General features: G+C 58.8%; 15 protein-coding genes and 1 pseudogene. 6 read left to right on the top strand and 10 right to left on the bottom strand.

The window, feature by feature from the left end; genetic code table 11:
* Positions 1–254 precede the first annotated feature (254 nt).
* Positions 255–2,318, bottom strand: a complete 2,064-nt coding sequence (locus ALO64_RS11910; protein ID WP_044343256.1) for a hypothetical protein — start codon at positions 2,316–2,318, stop codon at positions 255–257.
* Between the two features lie 365 nt (positions 2,319–2,683).
* Here ALO64_RS11910 and ALO64_RS11905 point away from each other — a divergent pair.
* The 3 genes and pseudogenes from ALO64_RS11905 (at position 2,684) to xopAW (ending at position 5,334) form a co-directional block, all read left to right on the top strand.
* A pseudogene (locus ALO64_RS11905) lies at positions 2,684–3,432 on the top strand (response regulator).
* Positions 3,429–4,460, top strand: coding sequence for a sensor histidine kinase (locus tag ALO64_RS11900; RefSeq protein WP_054991721.1), 1,032 nt, complete (start codon positions 3,429–3,431; stop codon positions 4,458–4,460). Before ALO64_RS11905 ends, ALO64_RS11900 begins: the two are co-directional and overlap by 4 nt.
* A gap of 115 nt (positions 4,461–4,575) precedes the next feature.
* Positions 4,576–5,334, top strand: a complete 759-nt coding sequence (gene xopAW / locus ALO64_RS11895) for an EF-hand domain-containing protein (protein ID WP_044343258.1) — start codon at positions 4,576–4,578, stop codon at positions 5,332–5,334.
* 45 nt (positions 5,335–5,379) lie between these two features.
* On the opposite strand, the gene ALO64_RS11890 is transcribed toward xopAW, so the two are convergent.
* The 9 genes from ALO64_RS11890 to ALO64_RS11850 form a co-directional block, all read right to left on the bottom strand.
* Positions 5,380–6,438 carry an AI-2E family transporter gene (locus ALO64_RS11890; protein WP_044343259.1) on the bottom strand — a complete coding sequence of 353 codons (1,059 nt, stop codon included), beginning with the start codon at positions 6,436–6,438 and terminating at the stop codon, positions 5,380–5,382.
* A 91-nt stretch (positions 6,439–6,529) separates the two neighbouring features.
* Positions 6,530–7,348 (bottom strand): DUF4892 domain-containing protein, encoded by an 819-nt coding sequence (locus ALO64_RS11885; RefSeq protein WP_044343260.1) that lies wholly within the window; start codon positions 7,346–7,348, stop codon positions 6,530–6,532.
* 139 nt (positions 7,349–7,487) lie between these two features.
* Entirely contained in the window at positions 7,488–8,342 is an 855-nt protein-coding gene (locus ALO64_RS11880; protein ID WP_044343261.1) for an alpha/beta fold hydrolase, read from the bottom strand.
* The gene (locus ALO64_RS11875; RefSeq protein WP_044343262.1) at positions 8,339–9,148 is read right to left on the bottom strand and encodes an alpha/beta fold hydrolase; all 810 of its coding nucleotides are present in this window, start codon (positions 9,146–9,148) and stop codon (positions 8,339–8,341) included. Before ALO64_RS11875 ends, ALO64_RS11880 begins: the two co-directional genes overlap by 4 nt.
* 124 nt (positions 9,149–9,272) lie before the next feature.
* Positions 9,273–9,758 (bottom strand): hypothetical protein, encoded by a 486-nt coding sequence (locus ALO64_RS25680; protein ID WP_169788676.1) that lies wholly within the window; start codon positions 9,756–9,758, stop codon positions 9,273–9,275.
* Between the two features lie 119 nt (positions 9,759–9,877).
* Positions 9,878–10,321, bottom strand: a complete 444-nt coding sequence (locus tag ALO64_RS11865; RefSeq protein ID WP_044321816.1) for a hotdog fold thioesterase — start codon at positions 10,319–10,321, stop codon at positions 9,878–9,880.
* A gap of 60 nt (positions 10,322–10,381) precedes the next feature.
* Positions 10,382–10,837, bottom strand: coding sequence for a phosphohistidine phosphatase SixA (gene sixA, locus ALO64_RS11860; RefSeq protein ID WP_004658919.1), 456 nt, complete (start codon positions 10,835–10,837; stop codon positions 10,382–10,384).
* On the bottom strand, positions 10,834–11,178 hold the full coding sequence (locus tag ALO64_RS11855) for a DUF4389 domain-containing protein (RefSeq protein WP_004658921.1): 345 nt from the start codon (positions 11,176–11,178) through the stop codon (positions 10,834–10,836). The genes sixA and ALO64_RS11855 overlap by 4 nt, the downstream gene beginning before the upstream one ends.
* 25 nt (positions 11,179–11,203) lie before the next feature.
* Positions 11,204–12,229: an NAD(P)H-dependent glycerol-3-phosphate dehydrogenase gene (locus ALO64_RS11850; protein WP_002552991.1), complete on the bottom strand. Its 1,026-nt coding sequence runs from the start codon at positions 12,227–12,229 to the stop codon at positions 11,204–11,206.
* 285 nt (positions 12,230–12,514) lie between these two features.
* Between ALO64_RS11850 and ALO64_RS11845 the strand changes: the two genes are divergently transcribed.
* The 3 genes from ALO64_RS11845 to fabB all read left to right on the top strand — a co-directional run.
* The gene (locus tag ALO64_RS11845; protein ID WP_044343264.1) at positions 12,515–14,452 is read left to right on the top strand and encodes an ATP-binding protein; all 1,938 of its coding nucleotides are present in this window, start codon (positions 12,515–12,517) and stop codon (positions 14,450–14,452) included.
* A 221-nt stretch (positions 14,453–14,673) separates the two neighbouring features.
* A complete protein-coding gene (gene fabA, locus ALO64_RS11840) occupies positions 14,674–15,189 on the top strand; it encodes a 3-hydroxyacyl-[acyl-carrier-protein] dehydratase FabA (protein ID WP_044343265.1) in 516 nt (171 codons plus the stop codon).
* A gap of 10 nt (positions 15,190–15,199) precedes the next feature.
* Positions 15,200–16,385: beta-ketoacyl-ACP synthase I (gene fabB, locus ALO64_RS11835; RefSeq protein WP_054991720.1), on the top strand; the 1,186-nt coding region annotated here is incomplete at its 3' end.

Genomic DNA, 16,385 nt, shown 5'->3' with positions numbered 1-16,385 from the left:
GAAACCCGGGGCGGTTCAGGGATCAAACTGAATGCTCTGTAGGACGTTTCCTATGTAAATGTAGGGAGGTTCTTGTATTGAGGCTCTGCCAGTCGTTAATTTACGGGGAGGTACCGGTAAGCGTAGGCAAAATGCCCCCATACGCACAGCTTCATTAAACTGTTTGGGAGCAACCTGGGCCGGCGCAATAACTGAAAGCACGGCGCGCAGAGGATCGCAGGCACCTTCTGCCTGTGATCCGTCTTTAAAGACCCCTACACGATAGGACACGATCCATTTGCATCGTACATACCCACCTTGGCAATGGTTTCCAGTGAGGTAACGGTGGAGCCCTTCAGAATGAACGAATACTTGATCTTCCCGCGCCCGTTTGTGCCATGACCACTAGGGTCATAAGTGGGCAGAGTGTGTGCCGCGTATGGCGTGACCAGCCAGGTAAAGCCCGTGACTGGATAATCGACCCCCAACACAATATCTTCGGTCTTTTCGGTACCTGAAATAGGCGTATCGTCTGGAGCCGGCGGGAAAGCGTTCCAGTACAGAGTGACGGTATCGCCTGCCGCCAGATAGTTCGAAAGATCAGGAACGACCACCCGCACACCCGGCTCTCCTGAGGATGGATTGGCAGGATCCTTATAGAGCGAGTTGCAATTCAGCCAGCCGCTTGTACTGGTGCCTTCAAAAACCGGGGCATCGGGAATGATGACCACAGCATTCACGTCGACCCGCGTATCCGGCGATTGTTGCGTATTCTCTGAGTCGGCGGCACGAATGCTGTAATGAACCGGAAAATCAGGGCGATTACCTTCAGATTCGATATAACTCCAGGGTATTTTGACCTCGCGCTCGTCTCCGGCCGCATCAGTGACTGCCACGGTGTATTGCACCTCAGGCACATGGCTTGCGCCCCAGTAGAAATCTACAACTTCGTCCGGTAGAAGTGGGTCATAAAGTTTGAATCTGACACTGGCATCCTTCTTATCGTCCGACGGCTTCAGGACATTCAGCTCGTTGGAAACTTCGCCGTAGACCTCGGCCGGTAACAACTGATCGTTGATTGGATCAGGCCAGTCAGGATCAGGAACGGGAACGGGAACGGGAACGGGATCAGGCCCGATAGTGGAGAAATTGACATTGACACTAATGCTTTTCACTTCGGACGGAACAACGCCACGCAGAACTCGATAACTCACTGTAGTCGGCTGATCACCGCCAGTCGCTTGAACGTACTGATCACGCAACACCGGATCAGGAACCCTGACCGAAAACGGAAACTGCGGGACGTCGCCCATTTCCTCAGGCCGCAGTACTGCTGTACCCCAGGTAACCTCGATACGATCGGTAGGCTTCCAGTTATCGAACGACTCGATCAGCACCTCGACGCCCATTCGTGCGTCAGGCAGGTTGATCAGATTTTCCGGAGGCAGCGCCAGTGGCACCAGCGGGTCCTTCAGATTGTCGGGCAGCAGACCCAACGCTACTTCTATGCGCTTGTAGTTGGAAAGCGGACTGCGGTTGGTCGCTTTGTCCACCAGAAAGTAAGCGACGTAGTAGGCCTCATCCTTGGAGTCGCCAATTATATCAACCGGGAATGTCACCTTATTACCCGTCGCGCTGGCCACGTCAACGACATCGACAGGAGCCGGCAGATCTGCGGGCTCGTCGGGAAACGGAGTGCCAACCCAATAGAACGCTACCTTGTCGCCGGGTTTCCAGTCGTCGTAGTCAGGCAACGTGCCGACAATACCGCCCGGATTGTCATCCAGAAACGCCTGGGTCAACTGATCTGTGTTCAGACTCATCTGCCCGGGCTCAACATGCCCGCCGGGCGGCGTGGTATCGACGATCAGCTTGAGCAGCGGGCTGACAGTCTCCTGGTCGTTCGGCTGCCTGATCCGATAGCGAAGACTGTAAACACCGTCTGCCGGTTTGGGGAATCCAGGCGAAAGGGCGGTCAGCGGAATGTTGATCGACTTCGGAAAGGTGCCAACGGCCACTGGCGCAGTGACCTTATCTGTGAACACTTCCACGAATCCGTCGTCAGCCGGTACTTCACCCACTGCCCAATCGATGAAAAAGGTATCGGATTCGCCATCGTCAGTGACCAACTGTGCCCACTGAGCGAGAGTAACGTCCAGCGACGTACCGAGCAAAACGTCCTTGTTCAACGTCCCGTCCGTCGGGTCCATGACGTTGGCCACTCGCGCCACTGCGAGGTCTGCCTTGAGGTCCATACCGCGCTGACTGCGCGCCAGCCGGTACGCGATGCGAGCCGTCTTGCTTTGTTCAGGTGTCAGTGTTGTTTTCGAACCGACCATAATCAGCACTCCTTTGCTACCGATTGCCGCCCCCTCCCTTCACAGGAGCCCTGCGGCGGATTGATGGGTGAAAAGCTCTCTCGATGAGCGCTTCTCTTTCAGACCACAGGCCATCCGGGCCTGTGCTCCAGCTGATTAAACGGCAGTTACCGGAGACGGGATACTGTCAGAACTACCAGTAGCAGGGCCGAGCCGGAAAGCACGTTCGACAGTTTTTTGTATCAGGCCGGATACATTTCTGAAATGCCCCCGACATTCGATCACGTCACCCTTCCGCCGCAACTCCCGGCGAAGTAGCATGAGGAGCAGCGTTGATCTTCAACAGCGGCCAGACAACGGCGGCACACGCAGGCGACAGAAGCACTATGCAAGCACTTCCCGACACCCCCCTGGATGCCACATCGACCGATCAGCGCTGGAGCGTTCGCGCGCTGATTGTCGATGACGATGTGGCCATTCGCGAACTGCTCTGCGATTACCTGACGCGCTTCAATATCAACGCTCGTGGCGTCACCGATGGCACGCAGATGCGTCAGGCATTGACCGAGGAAACCTTCGACGTGGTGGTGCTCGACCTGATGCTGCCCGGTGAAGACGGCCTGTCGCTGTGCCGCTGGCTGCGCAGCACCTCGGACATCCCGATTCTGATGCTGACCGCACGCTGCGAACCGACTGACCGGATCATCGGTCTGGAACTGGGTGCCGACGATTACATGGCCAAGCCGTTCGAGCCGCGCGAGCTGGTCGCGCGTATCCAGACCATTCTGCGCCGGGTCCGCGACGAACGCAGCGATCAGCGCACCACCATTCGCTTTGACGCCTGGCGGCTGAACAGCGTGCTGCGTCAATTGACAGCCGCCGACGGTCTGGTGGTGCCGCTGTCCAACGCCGAGTTCCGTCTGCTGCGCGTATTTCTCGAACGGCCGCACCGGGTGCGAGCCGTGAACAGTTGCTGGACGCCGCCCGGGGCCGATCGATCGAGGCGTTCGACCGCAGCATCGATTTGCTGGTCTCGCGTTTGCGTCAGAAGCTCGGCGACGATCCAAAGAACCCGCAGTTGATCAAGACTGTGCGCGGTGAAGGCTATTTGTTCGATGCCAGGGAGCTGGGTTGATCCGCCGGTTCGACACGCTGTTTGCGCGCCTTTTCGGGGGCACATTGCTGGCTATTCTGCTGGCGCATTTACTGGCTTTCATCTGGTTCACCCAATACGGCATGCGCCCTCCACCTGATAACCGCCCAGACGCGCAGCATTCGCAGGATGATCAAGGGCGACGTCATCGACCGCCACCGGGTGGCCCGCTGGTGCTGCTGTTCTTTCAGTTCGTCACGCTCATTGTTGCTGCATGGTATGGCACCAAGGCACTGAGCCGCCCGGTACAGCGCCTGAGCGAGGCCGCCGAGCGCCTCAGTGAAGACCTGGACAGCCCGCCCCTTGAAATAAGCGGCCCGCAGGAAGCACGCCAGGCTGCGCAGACCTTCAACCTCATGCAGCGCAAGATCCGCGAACAGATGCAGCAGCGCGGGCGCATGCTGGCTGCGGTATCCCATGACCTGCGCACGCCCCTTTCGCGGCTCAAACTGCGTGTTGAACAGATCGAAGAGCCAAGGCTGCATGGCCAGATGACTCAGGACCTCAACGACATGATCAGCATGCTCGACGCCACGCTTGCCTACCTCAATGAACATCGGCGCAGCGAAGCGTTGCAGCAGTTCGACCTGCAGGCGCTGATCGAATCCCAGGCCGAGAATGCGCAGGACAATGGCGACGATGTGCAGTACCAAGGCCAGTGCAAGCCGCTCAGAACACAACCGATGGCACTGCGCTCGTGCCTGCAGAACCTGGTCGATAACGCGCTTCGCTATGCCGGTAGCGTCAATATCGTGATCGAGGACAGCGCTGAACGTGTACGCATATCGGTGGTTGATCACGGACCGGGCATTGCCCCTGAATTTCACGAAGCGGTGTTTGAGCCGTTCTATCGCCTGGAAGGTTCGCGCAACCGCAACTCCGGCGGCATCGGCATGGGCATGGGCATGAGCATCGCCCGTGAGGCTGCGCGAAGAATCGGCGGCGAGCTGACGCTTGCGCAAACACCGGGTGGCGGCCTGACCGCGATACTGAACCTGCCGCGCCTCTGACACATTCTGTATCACGCCGCGTACAAAGCTTAAATCTCCAGGACAACTGACGCCCCGAGGCTGCAAAAGCCGGTACACCGCTACCGGACACATTCATCTCAGGGGAGTGAGACCAATGATCAACGGGATAAGCAGCAGTTTCTCCAGTTACACCAGTTTGACCAGCGCAACCGCCAGCACCAACAGCAAGAAGTTTCAGGAAGAGTTGCTGGCAAAACTGGACACCGATGGCGACGGCAGCATCGGCAAGGATGAGCTGAGTTCAGCCCTGTCGTCTGACAGCAAGGACGGCATTACTGTCAGCCTGAGCAAGGCGTTCAGCGATCTGGACAGCAATGACGACGACAGCCTGGATGCCGATGAACTGGCCGCCATGACGCCGCCACCGCCGCCGCCCATGCAATCGGTCGATGAGCAGGCAGAAGACCTGCTTGGCTCGCTGGACAGCGATGGCGATGGCGCGATCAGCAGCGACGAGCTGACCACCGGCCTGAGCAATGCGGGCAGCACGGCGAACAGCAACCAGGTGTTCGATGCACTGGACACTGACGAAGACGGCACAGTCAGCCTTGAAGAGCTGGTCGCCGGTATGCAACCGCAACAGCCTCCTGCCGGTATGCCGCCTGCGCAAATGAGCACCTCCGGCAGCACTGACGGCGCCAGCCTGTTCAGTACCCTCGACAGCGATAGCAACGACAGTATCAGCGCCTCCGAGTTGTCGGTCGCGTTGAAACAGAGTGACAACACCATTGATCAGGGCAACACCAACCAGATTGCGACTCAGGCCTTGAACAAGATGATCGCCGCACTCAGCGAAAAATATGACACCCAGAGCAGTAAGCCAGTCGGTAAGTACCTGAACACCGCTGCGTAAAGCGAGGCTCCGCCGCCCGTCCTGGTGCGGCGGAAACTTTCGCCGTCAGCGGCTGCTGCGGGCACGCTCGCTGCCGACCCAGTCGGTCAGCAGGCTGTAAGCGACTGCCAGCAGCGTCGGGCCGATGAACAGGCCGATGAAGCCGAACGCCAGCAATCCGCCGAACACACCCAACAAGACAATCACCAGCGGCAGATTGCCGCCTCTGCTGATCAGGTATGGCTTGAGCACGTTGTCCACGCCACTGATGATGAACATCCCCCAGATGCCCAGAAATATCGCCATGCCGTACTCGCCCTGCCAGACCAGCCAGGCAGTGGCAGGCAGCCAGACCAGGGGCGGGCCCATCGGAATCAGACTGAACAGAAAAGTCAGAATACCCAGCACCAACGCGCCGGGAATGCCCGCGATCAGGAAGCCGATCAGCGCCAGTACCGCCAGTACCGCCTGGGCCGCTGCCGTACCAATGACCCCGTTGACCACGCGTTGCACCGTGCCAGCGACCAGATCCAGATAATACTGGGCGCGATCACCGATCAGACGCTCCAGCAGGCTGAGCACGAATGCGGCCAGGCGCGGACCGTCCCTGTAAAAGAAGAAGGCGAAGACGATGCTCAGGGTCAGTTCCAGAATCCCGCTGCCAATCTGCGCACTGCGTGCCAGCACCCAGTTACCGACCTGACCCAGATGCGGTTTGAGCGTCGCCATGAACGCCGCGCCTTGCTGATCGATGGTGGTCCACAGCGCTACCAGTCGTTCGCCCACCAGCGGAATACCCGCCAGCCATTGCGGTGGATCGGGCAAGCCGTCGACCTGAATATCCTTGATCAGGCCTGTAGCGTCACGCACATGGTCGGCGAGATTAAAGCCCAGCCATACCAGCGGCGCCGCGACCAGCAGCATCCAGCACAGGCACATCACCAGCGCGGCCAACGACTCACGGCCCTTGAACCAGCGGGTCAGCAAACGCATCAGCGGCCAGCTGGCAAACGCCAGCACCGCACCCCAGATCAGTGCCGACCAGAAAGGTGCCATCACCCAGAGGCAGGCACCGAATAGCGCGAGCAGCAGAATCTGCACCAGTAAACGATCATTGTTGAACATGCGGCATCCACGAATAGGCTCGGAGGTCACGAGCATAAGGCTGAACAAGGCTGACGTCAGCCATTGTTCGCCATAACCTTACGCATCAGGGTTAGCGGATGACCTCGATCACCAGCCCCTGGCTATCGGCAGCGCCCGCTTCCAGACGCGCAGCGCGCACGCCCTTGGCCACCAGAGCGTCGCGCCATGCACTTGCACTGGGGCCGGAGACGGTTGCGCGCAGCGTGCTGTCCAGATTCAGACCGCGGAAAATCAGCGTGACCCAGGCTTCCTGTGGCTCGCCACCCAGCTTGGGCAGTTCCAGCTTGCCCGTGCTTTTCAGTTGGCGCAGCAACGTGGCCGAGGTTGGCAGCAGTTCGCCCAGCGGCGCGGCGGATTCAAACTGCTCGACATGCAAGTAAGCCCTACGGTTGCCGCGGGTGATGCTGTATAACGCGACGAGGGTTTCGCTCCGGGGCTCGGCCAGACGCAACAGCAGGTAGGCCTGCCGGTCGTCCGCGCCATACAGCTTGGCATTGCCGAACACCTCGTTGGCCCACAGACTGCTTTCTCCGCAATCACGCGCCTGACACCAGAACAGCAATTCTGCACCCTGCTGCTGCAAGGCTTCACGAGCGGCGGTAAAGGCGTCGTCGGATGCATGTTCGGCAGGTAGTTGATAGGTAACCGACGTCAGAGTGCCGCGTGCACTGATCTGGCCGTCGAAACGCAACTGACCGCTGATCTTGCGGATCGAGCCCATCGGATAGACACGCTCAAGCTCGGCGGCAGGACGATAGTCTACGATTTCGGTATCGGTCAGACGGGGCAAAATCTCCAGATCACGACTGCCCGGCGCATCGGCAGCGAAAAGGACAGCGCTGAACAGCGACATGCACAACGCCGCAACGGGAACACTTGATAAACGCATGAGTGCTCTCATCGGCAGGCAAGCAGGGGGCGAGAATAAAAAAGATCGCCGACAAGGCGGTCGTGAGAGGCTGCGGATTGATCCATCACGGTTGACTCCTGTTTCAACCCGCTCAGCGTCGGCAGTTGCCGGTCTCAAGTCAAGAAGCAGCGAAAAAGCGATTGATACAGTGTGCAACAGAATATGCTCCCTGCTCATCGTTCAGGTGCAAATGATGCCCGCCGACCAGCCGTTCGACGTCAAAAGGCAGCGCTGACAACAGCTCCTGCCTTTGCGCCAGCATACCATCGGAGGCAACCACCAATTGCGTCGGGCAACGAATGCCGTGAACGAACGCCATGGCCTGTTGATCCGTGAAGCGTATTGCGGAGGGCAAGGTCAGGCGGCTGTCGCTGCGCCAGGTGTAACCACCCGGCACCGGCATCAAACCCCGCTGAGCCAGCAGCTCAGCCGCCTCGCGACTGACCGCCACCACGCCTTTCATCCGCGCCTGAATGGCTCGATCCTGATCCTGATAAACCGGTTTTTTCTTGTTCGCCAGTTCGAGTTGCGCCTGCATGGCGGCACCCATTCGCTCGGCGGCGGATTCGGCCTTGCCCGTTAATGGCAGCAGACCGTCGATCAGCGCCAGGCGCGTGACCCGCTCGGGTAGCGAGCTTGCCAGCAACACAGAAATAATCGCGCCCAGCGAGTGCCCCAGCAGGGCAAAGCGCTGCCAGCCAAGTTGCTCGGCGACGCGCAGCACGTCGAATGCATAATCAGCCAGTGCATAGGACGAGCCTGCTGGTCGGTGATCAGAATGACCGTGCCCCGCCAGGTCCAGCGCCACCACCCGTAACCCCTCAAGACGTGGTGCGAGCCGGGCGAAACTGTTGGCGTTGTCGAGCCAGCCGTGCAGCGCGATAAGCGGCTGACCGTCCTCGGGGCCGTACAGATGAGCCGCCAGCTCGATATGCCCCAGGCTCAGGCGCACTTCCTCCACCGCAAGCGTCATGCACTGGCCCTGGAGGCACTGCGGGCATTCCAGCGTGCAAACAGCGTCTTGAGCAGCAACGCCGTTTCGTCCGGTCGTTCAAGTGAAAACATGTGCCCTCCGGGCATGGACAGGTATTCGCCTTCGCGCATGCGTCGGGCAAGGTAACCATGATGAGGCATGATCACCCGGCTGTGTTGGCCACGCACCATGGCCAGCGGTACCTTGAGCTGCCGCGACGGTACCTGGCTGGTGTGAGGAATGCTGCGGTAAATACTGATTTCCGTCGCCGGGTCAAAGCGCAGACGCAACTGCTCGCCATCCTGCTGCAGGCCGTGTTCAAGGTAAGCGGTCAGGCAATCGGGATCGAAACGGCGAAACAGGGTCTTGCTGGCAAAATAGGTGCGGGCTGCGTCCAGATCGGCAAATGCCTCACGACGGCCCAGTGTGCGGCCCGCTGGCGTGATGCGGTCAATGAAGCCCAGCCGTTTGGCTGCGCGGATGAACAACTGATCAGCCAGACCCAGCACCGGCGAATCCAGCATCACCACGCCACGATAAAGTTGCGGACAGCGCAGCGCGGCATGCAGGTGCAGAACCCCACCCAGCGAGTGCCCCACACCCCATACCGGGCCGGGCTGCTCACGCAGGTGATGGATCAGCTCATCGACCAGGTTCAGCCAGTTGTCATCCACCGGAAAACGCGGGTCGTGAGCATGCTGATCAAGGTGCGTGACGGCATATTCCGGTGCCAACGCGCAGAACAGCTTTCCATAGGTAGCCGATGGAAAACCGTTGGCGTGAGCGAAGAACACGGGTTGCGACATACCGATACTTCCAACGGCCGTACGAGTCGCAATTGTGCGCAGCCGCTTCAAGCAACAGCAATGACTGGAACTGCCATCGCAGATGGCACTCCGGCCATCACAACGGCCGGAGCGACGTGAATGCCTACAGCGCCTGAGTGAAACGGTCCAGGCAAGCTTTGATGTACGCAACCTGGAAACCAAACGACTGCTTGGCGAGGGCCTTGGCTTCAGCGGAGGGTTTGCCTTTCTTGAACTCCAGAATACCGAGCTGCATGGCTTGTACCGCAACATCCGACAAAGGCTGGAACAGCGCGAGGGTACCATTGTCGGGAAACTGGACCTTCAGCTTGTCGAACAGCACGTCCGCATCATCGCGCAGTGCCATGAACTCGGCAGACGTCATGATCTGATCCGCATAAACCTGCTTCAAGCGCTTTTCCAGGTTCAACTCTGGGAGTGGGAGCGGGAGTTTTTCGGGAGACGGCGAAGCTGCAGCGGGCGGTGAAGTTCCTGTAGGCGTTTGGTTTGCAGACACAGACGGTTTGTCGGGCAAAGGTGGTAGTTCAGGAGCAAGCGAGCTTTCAGCCGGAGGAGTTTCTCCAGGCGGCACTGCCTTTTCTTCAGTCATTATCAATCCTCCTGGGAATGAATGTTCCCTCCAGGGAACACCCAGACACTAAGAGAAACGCCGCCTGACTACAACACTCAATCCAGACCTGAAAAACCGTTCTTAATAGCTGAAAACACTCAACTGATTGGTGGCTCCTGGCCATGTGGCACAACCGCCACGGTCAGACGCGATATGCAGCTGAGCTTGCCTTCTTCGGTGCTGATGCGGATGTCCCATACATGGGTGGTGCGGCCGATGTGCACGGGACGTACAACACCGGTTACACGTCCGGTACGCACGCCGCGCAGATGGTTGGCGTTGACCTCGAGCCCGACGCAGAAATACTTGCTCGGGTCGACAATCAGGTAGCTGGCCATCGACCCCAGAGACTCGGCCAGCACCACGGATGCACCGCCATGCAGCAGCCCGAAAGGCTGATGGGTACGCTGATCGACGACCATGCTGGCCGTCAGGGAATCGTCCGTGAACGATTCGAAGCGGATATCCAGCACCTCGCCAATAGTGTTTTTCTGAGCCGCCATAAGGGCTTCGATATCAGGAGCCTGACGCCATACACTCATGTTAAATCCTTTTTCAAAGTGGGCCGCGTTCGCGGTGGTTCATTACTCGAACAGACCGTTTCAAACGTGTCGAACGCTGTTGAGCTGCATTGCGCCAGCCAGCACGAACTCGCCTTCCAGCTCGGCCAGACTGGCGGTACTCATAGGCTCGGCCTGCTGCGGACTGCCGTGAGCCAGCACGCCGATCAATTCGCCCACCAAGGGTTGATGACTGACCAGCAGCACTTCATCGACGCCCAGCTTGTCCAGCTGGAGCAACACCTCACGCGGGCTGCTGTCCGGCGTCAGCCAGGGCACCGTCACGACCGGGTCATTGAACCCCAGCGACTGACGTACCAGCTCGGCAGTCTGCTGTGCACGAACATAGGGGCTGGCGATGATCCGCTGCACCGACTTGTCACTCAGGTGCACTGCACTTTTGAGCACTTCTTCACGCCCGTGTGCCGTAAGCTCGCGTTCGGCATCACTGCGCGCCCGCGACTGCGCTTCGCCGTGACGCAATACCCAGACCTTCACAGTTTTGGCTCTTCGTCACGCACCGGATGCGGCGCTGGCGGAACATGATGAGCCGCCTCGCCTTCAGGGGCGCGCGGCGCTGGCCAGTCGGCGAAGGGCCAGGGCTTATGGTCGCTGTGAAACGTCCCGAAACGACCAATCTGGGCCAGGTACTGGCTGACACTGTCGCCGAAATTCATCAGGCCGCCATTCGGTGCGCCATAGATAAGGCGATAAACCAATTGAACCAGCACTACGCCCGCCAGAATGATCTGTGCAACGTGCCATACACCCAGAAACAGCAGCATCCATAGAATGCGCAGCAGGATCGATTCGTTATGCTGGATTTTCGACTCGTTCAAGACGTTCTCCCTGATCGGAATGAGTTCAATTAAAGCCGGTAATCGAAATGAAATCGACGTCCGTCTTGGGCTCGGCACGCATCAACGCCTCGATGACCTGACTGAGCGTACGGCCTTCAAAAAGAATCGCATGCAGCCCGGCGACCAACGGCATATAGACCTGAACCTCCTGCGCTTTGACCTTGAGCACCTTGAGCGTGTTCACGCCCTCGGCTACTTCGCCCAGACGAGTGACCGCCTCCTCCAGCGTCAGCCCCTGGCCCAGCGCAAACCCGACCTGATAATTGCGACTTTTGGGTGAAGAACAGGTGACGATCAGATCGCCCACCCCGGCCAGGCCGAGAAAGGTCATCGGGTTGGCACCCTGACTGACCGCAAAACGGGTCATTTCGGCCAGCGCCCGGGTGATCAGCATGCTCTTGGTGTTTTCGCCCATGTCCAGCGCTACGGCCATGCCAGCGATAATTGCGTAGACGTTCTTCAATGCCCCACCCAGCTCTACACCAAACCGGTCGTTGCTGGCATAGACCCGAAAAGTACGACCATGCAGCGCGGCCTGGACCTGCTGACACAGCGCCTCGTCTTCGCTGGCAACCACGGTGGCGGTCAACGCATGCTCGGCGATCTCCCGGGCCAGGTTGGGTCCGGACAATACGCCGATACGCGCCTGGGGAACGATCTCTTCGAGGATCTGGCTCATCAATTTGAAGCTCTGCGCTTCAATACCTTTGGTCAGGCTGACCAGCATCTTGCCGTTCAGGCGCTCGACATGGGGCGAGAGTACCGCGCGCAGTGCGCTTGAAGGCAGAGCGACGAAAATCAGCTCGCAGGCCTCAAGCGTGGCGGTGATGTCGGTTACCGGCTCGACTTCGGGCCGAACCTTGATGCCCTTGAGGTAACGGGGGTTCTCACGGTTGACGCGAATCGCCTGCGCCTGCTCCGGATCACGCATCCACTGGAGAACCTGATGGCCGTTCTCGGCCAGCAGATTTGCAATGGCAGTGCCGAAGCTGCCACCACCAAGAACCGCGACTGGTTGCTGTGTGGTCATAAAACTATCCATCCAGAGCCATTCAAGTGGCGATGCCAGCATTATACGGAGCGCCGCGGTATCGGCCAGCAACAAAGCTGATCTGTCGAGCATGCAGGGCGGCATGCGACAACAAGTTCGCTGGAAACGCGCGCTATCTCGGTTAACATGCGTGCACAGCATGAATTATCGAGACACCCGGCACTGCGCTGCACAGCCGGACCGGGTCGCGACCAACGGGCGAACAGGTATGGACGCATCAATCGAGTCACCAGCGCAAAGCATTGCGCGCAAGGCACGCAGCCGATGAAATTTCGGCACTGGGATATCAATACCCGCACTCAGATCATCAGCCTGGGCCCTGCCCTGTTGTTGACGGCTCTGCTGATCAGTTTTTTCACCTTCGTGCGTATTCAGGACTTGCGTCAGGAGCTCAATCACACCGGGCAGCTCATCGCCAATCAATTGGCCATGGCCGTCGAACCGGGTGTGGCGACAGGCGATATCAACGGGTTGAAGGCGTTGATGCGCGCCACCCTGTCCATGCCCAGCGTTCGCTATGTAGAGATTCAGGACAGCTCCAATACGGCCATGATCTACATAGATCAGCCCCGCGAAAACGAGCAGCTGGTACGGCAGATGGAAATATTCCAGGCCTCTGTCTACCCACAGCGCGCAAAGGCTAACAGTCACCACGCCACGTCGCCCAAAGGCAATCGCCAGGCACCTGAAAATACGTCGCAGAGCTATCTGGGACGAGTATTGGTCGGGATGTCCAATGAAGCCTTCAGTCGACGGCAACAGGAAATATTGCTCAAGGCCGGTGTTCTGGCGCTGGGCGCGTTGCTGTTCGCTTTTTTGCTGGCCCGCGGCCTGGCCTTGAGCCTGTCAAGACCCGTCAAGGAAATGGGCGAAGCCCTCAAGGCGATTCAGCAGGGCGACTACCATGTGCCCCTGCCGGTCAGCGACGATGCCGAGTTAGGCGCACTGGCGCGGCACATCAACAATCTGGCAGAGAACCTGCACCGCACCAGCCTTGAACAGCAGCGCTCGGTGGCGCAGTTGATCCAGACACGTGAGGAAGCCGAACAGGCCAACCGTGCCAAGTCGGATTTTCTGGCAATGATGAGTCACGAGTTGCGCACCCCCATGAACGGCGTGCTGGGCATGCTACAACTGATGGAGACCACGCGCATGACCGCTGAGCAAAGCGAGTATGCGACGCTGGCGACCGAGTCAACCGAGCATCTGCTACGGGTCATCAACGACATCCTCGATTTTTCCCGCATTGAACGCGATGCCCTGCAAATGGAAGGCATAGCGTTCAATCTGGCCGAACTGGTCAGTGCCTCGACCCACGCGTTCAACCACAGCGCGCTGCAACGCGAGCTGCTACTGGAACTGCATATTCAGCCCGGGCTGGAAACAGTGACCGTCACAGGCGACCCGACCCGTATCAGGCAGATCCTGGTGAATCTGATCGGCAACGCACTTAAATTTACCGAGCAAGGCAAGGTCAGCGTTGTCGCCCAATGGGCGATGCTCGACAATGACCAGCTGCACTTTACCTGTGCAGTGCATGACAGCGGCATTGGTATCGACGCCGAGCGACTGGAGTCGATGTTCGATGCGTTCAAACAGGCCGACAGCTCGATTTCCAGGCGCTACGGCGGCACGGGGTTGGGACTGCCGATTGCCCGTACCCTTGCCGAACGCATGGGCGGCACATTGCGTGCCGAGAGCCAGGAGGGTTCGGGTTCTGTGTTCACGCTGCAGATCCCCCTGCCCGTTTCACGCGATGTTTCGGTGGATATCGCCAAGCCGCTGTCGGTACTCGATGCACATGGCAAGGAGCGCAGCATATTGCTGGTCGAGGACAACCCGGTGAACCGCACCGTGGTGCAGGCCATGTTGCGTAATCTGGGTTGCGAAGTCGACGTGGCGGTGGACGGCGCTGAAGCGGTGATGAAGGCAAGTGCGGGAAATCACGCACTGATTCTTATGGATTGCCGACTGCCGGTCATGGACGGCTATGAAGCCACACGTCGAATAAGGCAACTTTCCGGTCTGGAACGAATCCCAATCATTGCCCTGACTGCCAATGCACTGCAGGGTGATCGGGACGCGTGTTTACAGGCAGGTATGGATGATTACCTGGCTAAACCTTTCAAACACGCTGATTTACAGCAGATTTTACACCGCTGGCTGCCCTTTGACGCACCTGTGACTGGCGATAAATGTTAAATTGCGGCAGTCTTGGCACGCAAATCAGCCAGCAAAATCGGCTGAATGACAAAATTCAGTGAACAGATGTACCTTGATTTCCACCTGAGCTGTGACTTTCATTACAACGCAACAGTCTATGAGTAGGCTGCCGGACAGGGTCCTGGCGAATTGGTACGACAGGACCAGCGTTCTAGCCAGTGACGCCACAACCTGCCGCACGAGATTATTGAGGAGCTCGCATGACCAAACAACACGCCTTTACCCGGGAAGACCTGCTGCGCTGCAGTCGTGGCGAGCTGTTCGGCCCAGGTAATGCGCAACTGCCCGCCCCCAACATGCTGATGGTCGATCGCATCACACACATCAGCGACGAAGGTGGCAAGTTCAGCAAGGGTGAATTGGTCGCCGAACTGGATATCAAACCGGACCTGTGGTTTTTTGCCTGCCACTTTGAAGGTGATCCGGTGATGCCTGGATGCCTGGGCCTTGACGCCATGTGGCAACTAGTTGGTTTCTATCTTGGCTGGCAGGGCAACCCCGGCCGTGGCCGCGCCCTGGGCTCGGGCGAGGTGAAGTTTTTCGGTCAGGTGCTGCCTACCGCCAAAAAAGTCACCTACAACATTCATATCAAGCGCGTCCTGAAAGGCAAACTGAACCTGGCCATCGCCGACGGCTCAGTGAGTGTCGACGGTCGTGAAATCTATACCGCCGAAGGCCTTCGGGTCGGCGTGTTTACTTCCACTGAAAATTTCTAAGGGTACTCGCATGCGCCGCGTCGTTATCACTGGTCTGGGTATTGTTTCCTGCTTGGGCAATGACAAAGAGACCGTCACCGCTAACCTGCGTGCTAACCGCCCTGGCATCCGCTTCAACCCGGAATATGCCGAAATGGGTCTGCGCAGCCAGGTTTCCGGCTCCATCGACCTGAATCTGGAAGAACTGATCGATCGCAAGATCTTTCGCTTCGTCGGTCATGCGGCAGCTTATGCCTACCTGGCGATGAAAGACGCAATCACTGATTCGGGTCTTACCGAGGAACAGGTTTCCAACGTGCGTACCGGCCTGATCGCTGGCAGCGGCGGCGCATCGACCTTTAACCAGATGGAAGCGCTGGATACCCTGCGCGAAAAAGGCGTCAAGCGCGTCGGTCCTTACCGTGTCACGCGGACCATGGGCAGTACCGTTTCGGCCTGCCTGGCCACGCCGTTCAAGATCAAGGGCGTGAACTACTCCATTTCGTCCGCCTGCGCCACCAGCGCTCACTGCATCGGCAACGCTGTCGAGCAGATCCAGCTGGGTAAACAGGACATCGTCTTTGCCGGTGGCGGCGAAGAAGAGCACTGGAGCCAGTCGTTCCTGTTCGACGCAATGGGCGCACTGTCAACTCAGTACAACGAGACGCCGGAAAAAGCCTCCCGCGCTTACGACGCCAAGCGTGACGGTTTCGTCATTGCCGGTGGCGGCGGCATGGTCGTTGTCGAAGAGCTGGAACACGCTCTGGCACGCGGCGCGAAAATCTATGCTGAAATCGTCGGCTACGGTGCTACATCCGACGGCTACGACATGGTTGCGCCAAGCGGTGAAGGTGCAATTCGCTGCATGCAGATGGCCCTGGGTGATATCAACTCCGGCTACATTGACTACATCAACACCCACGGCACCTCGACTCCGGTCGGCGACGCCAAGGAAATGGAAGGCGTGCGCGAAGTATTCGGCGCCAAAGCTCCGGCGATCAGCTCCACCAAGAGCCTGTCGGGCCACTCGCTGGGTGCCGCCGGTGTTCACGAAGCGATCTATTGCCTGCTGATGATGGAAAACAACTTCATCGCAGGCTCGGCGAACATCGACGAACTGGACCCGGTAGTTGCCGACATGCCGATCCTGCTCAAGACGCGTGAAGATGCGAAGCTTGACCTGGTCATGAGCAACAGCTTCGGCTTCGGTGGCACCA

It is taken from the genome of Pseudomonas meliae, from assembly GCF_001400515.1.
Taxonomy (GTDB): domain Bacteria; phylum Pseudomonadota; class Gammaproteobacteria; order Pseudomonadales; family Pseudomonadaceae; genus Aquipseudomonas; species Aquipseudomonas amygdali.
Note: the sequence above shows the minus strand (reverse complement) of the source record. Positions and strands in the feature narration are given on the sequence as shown.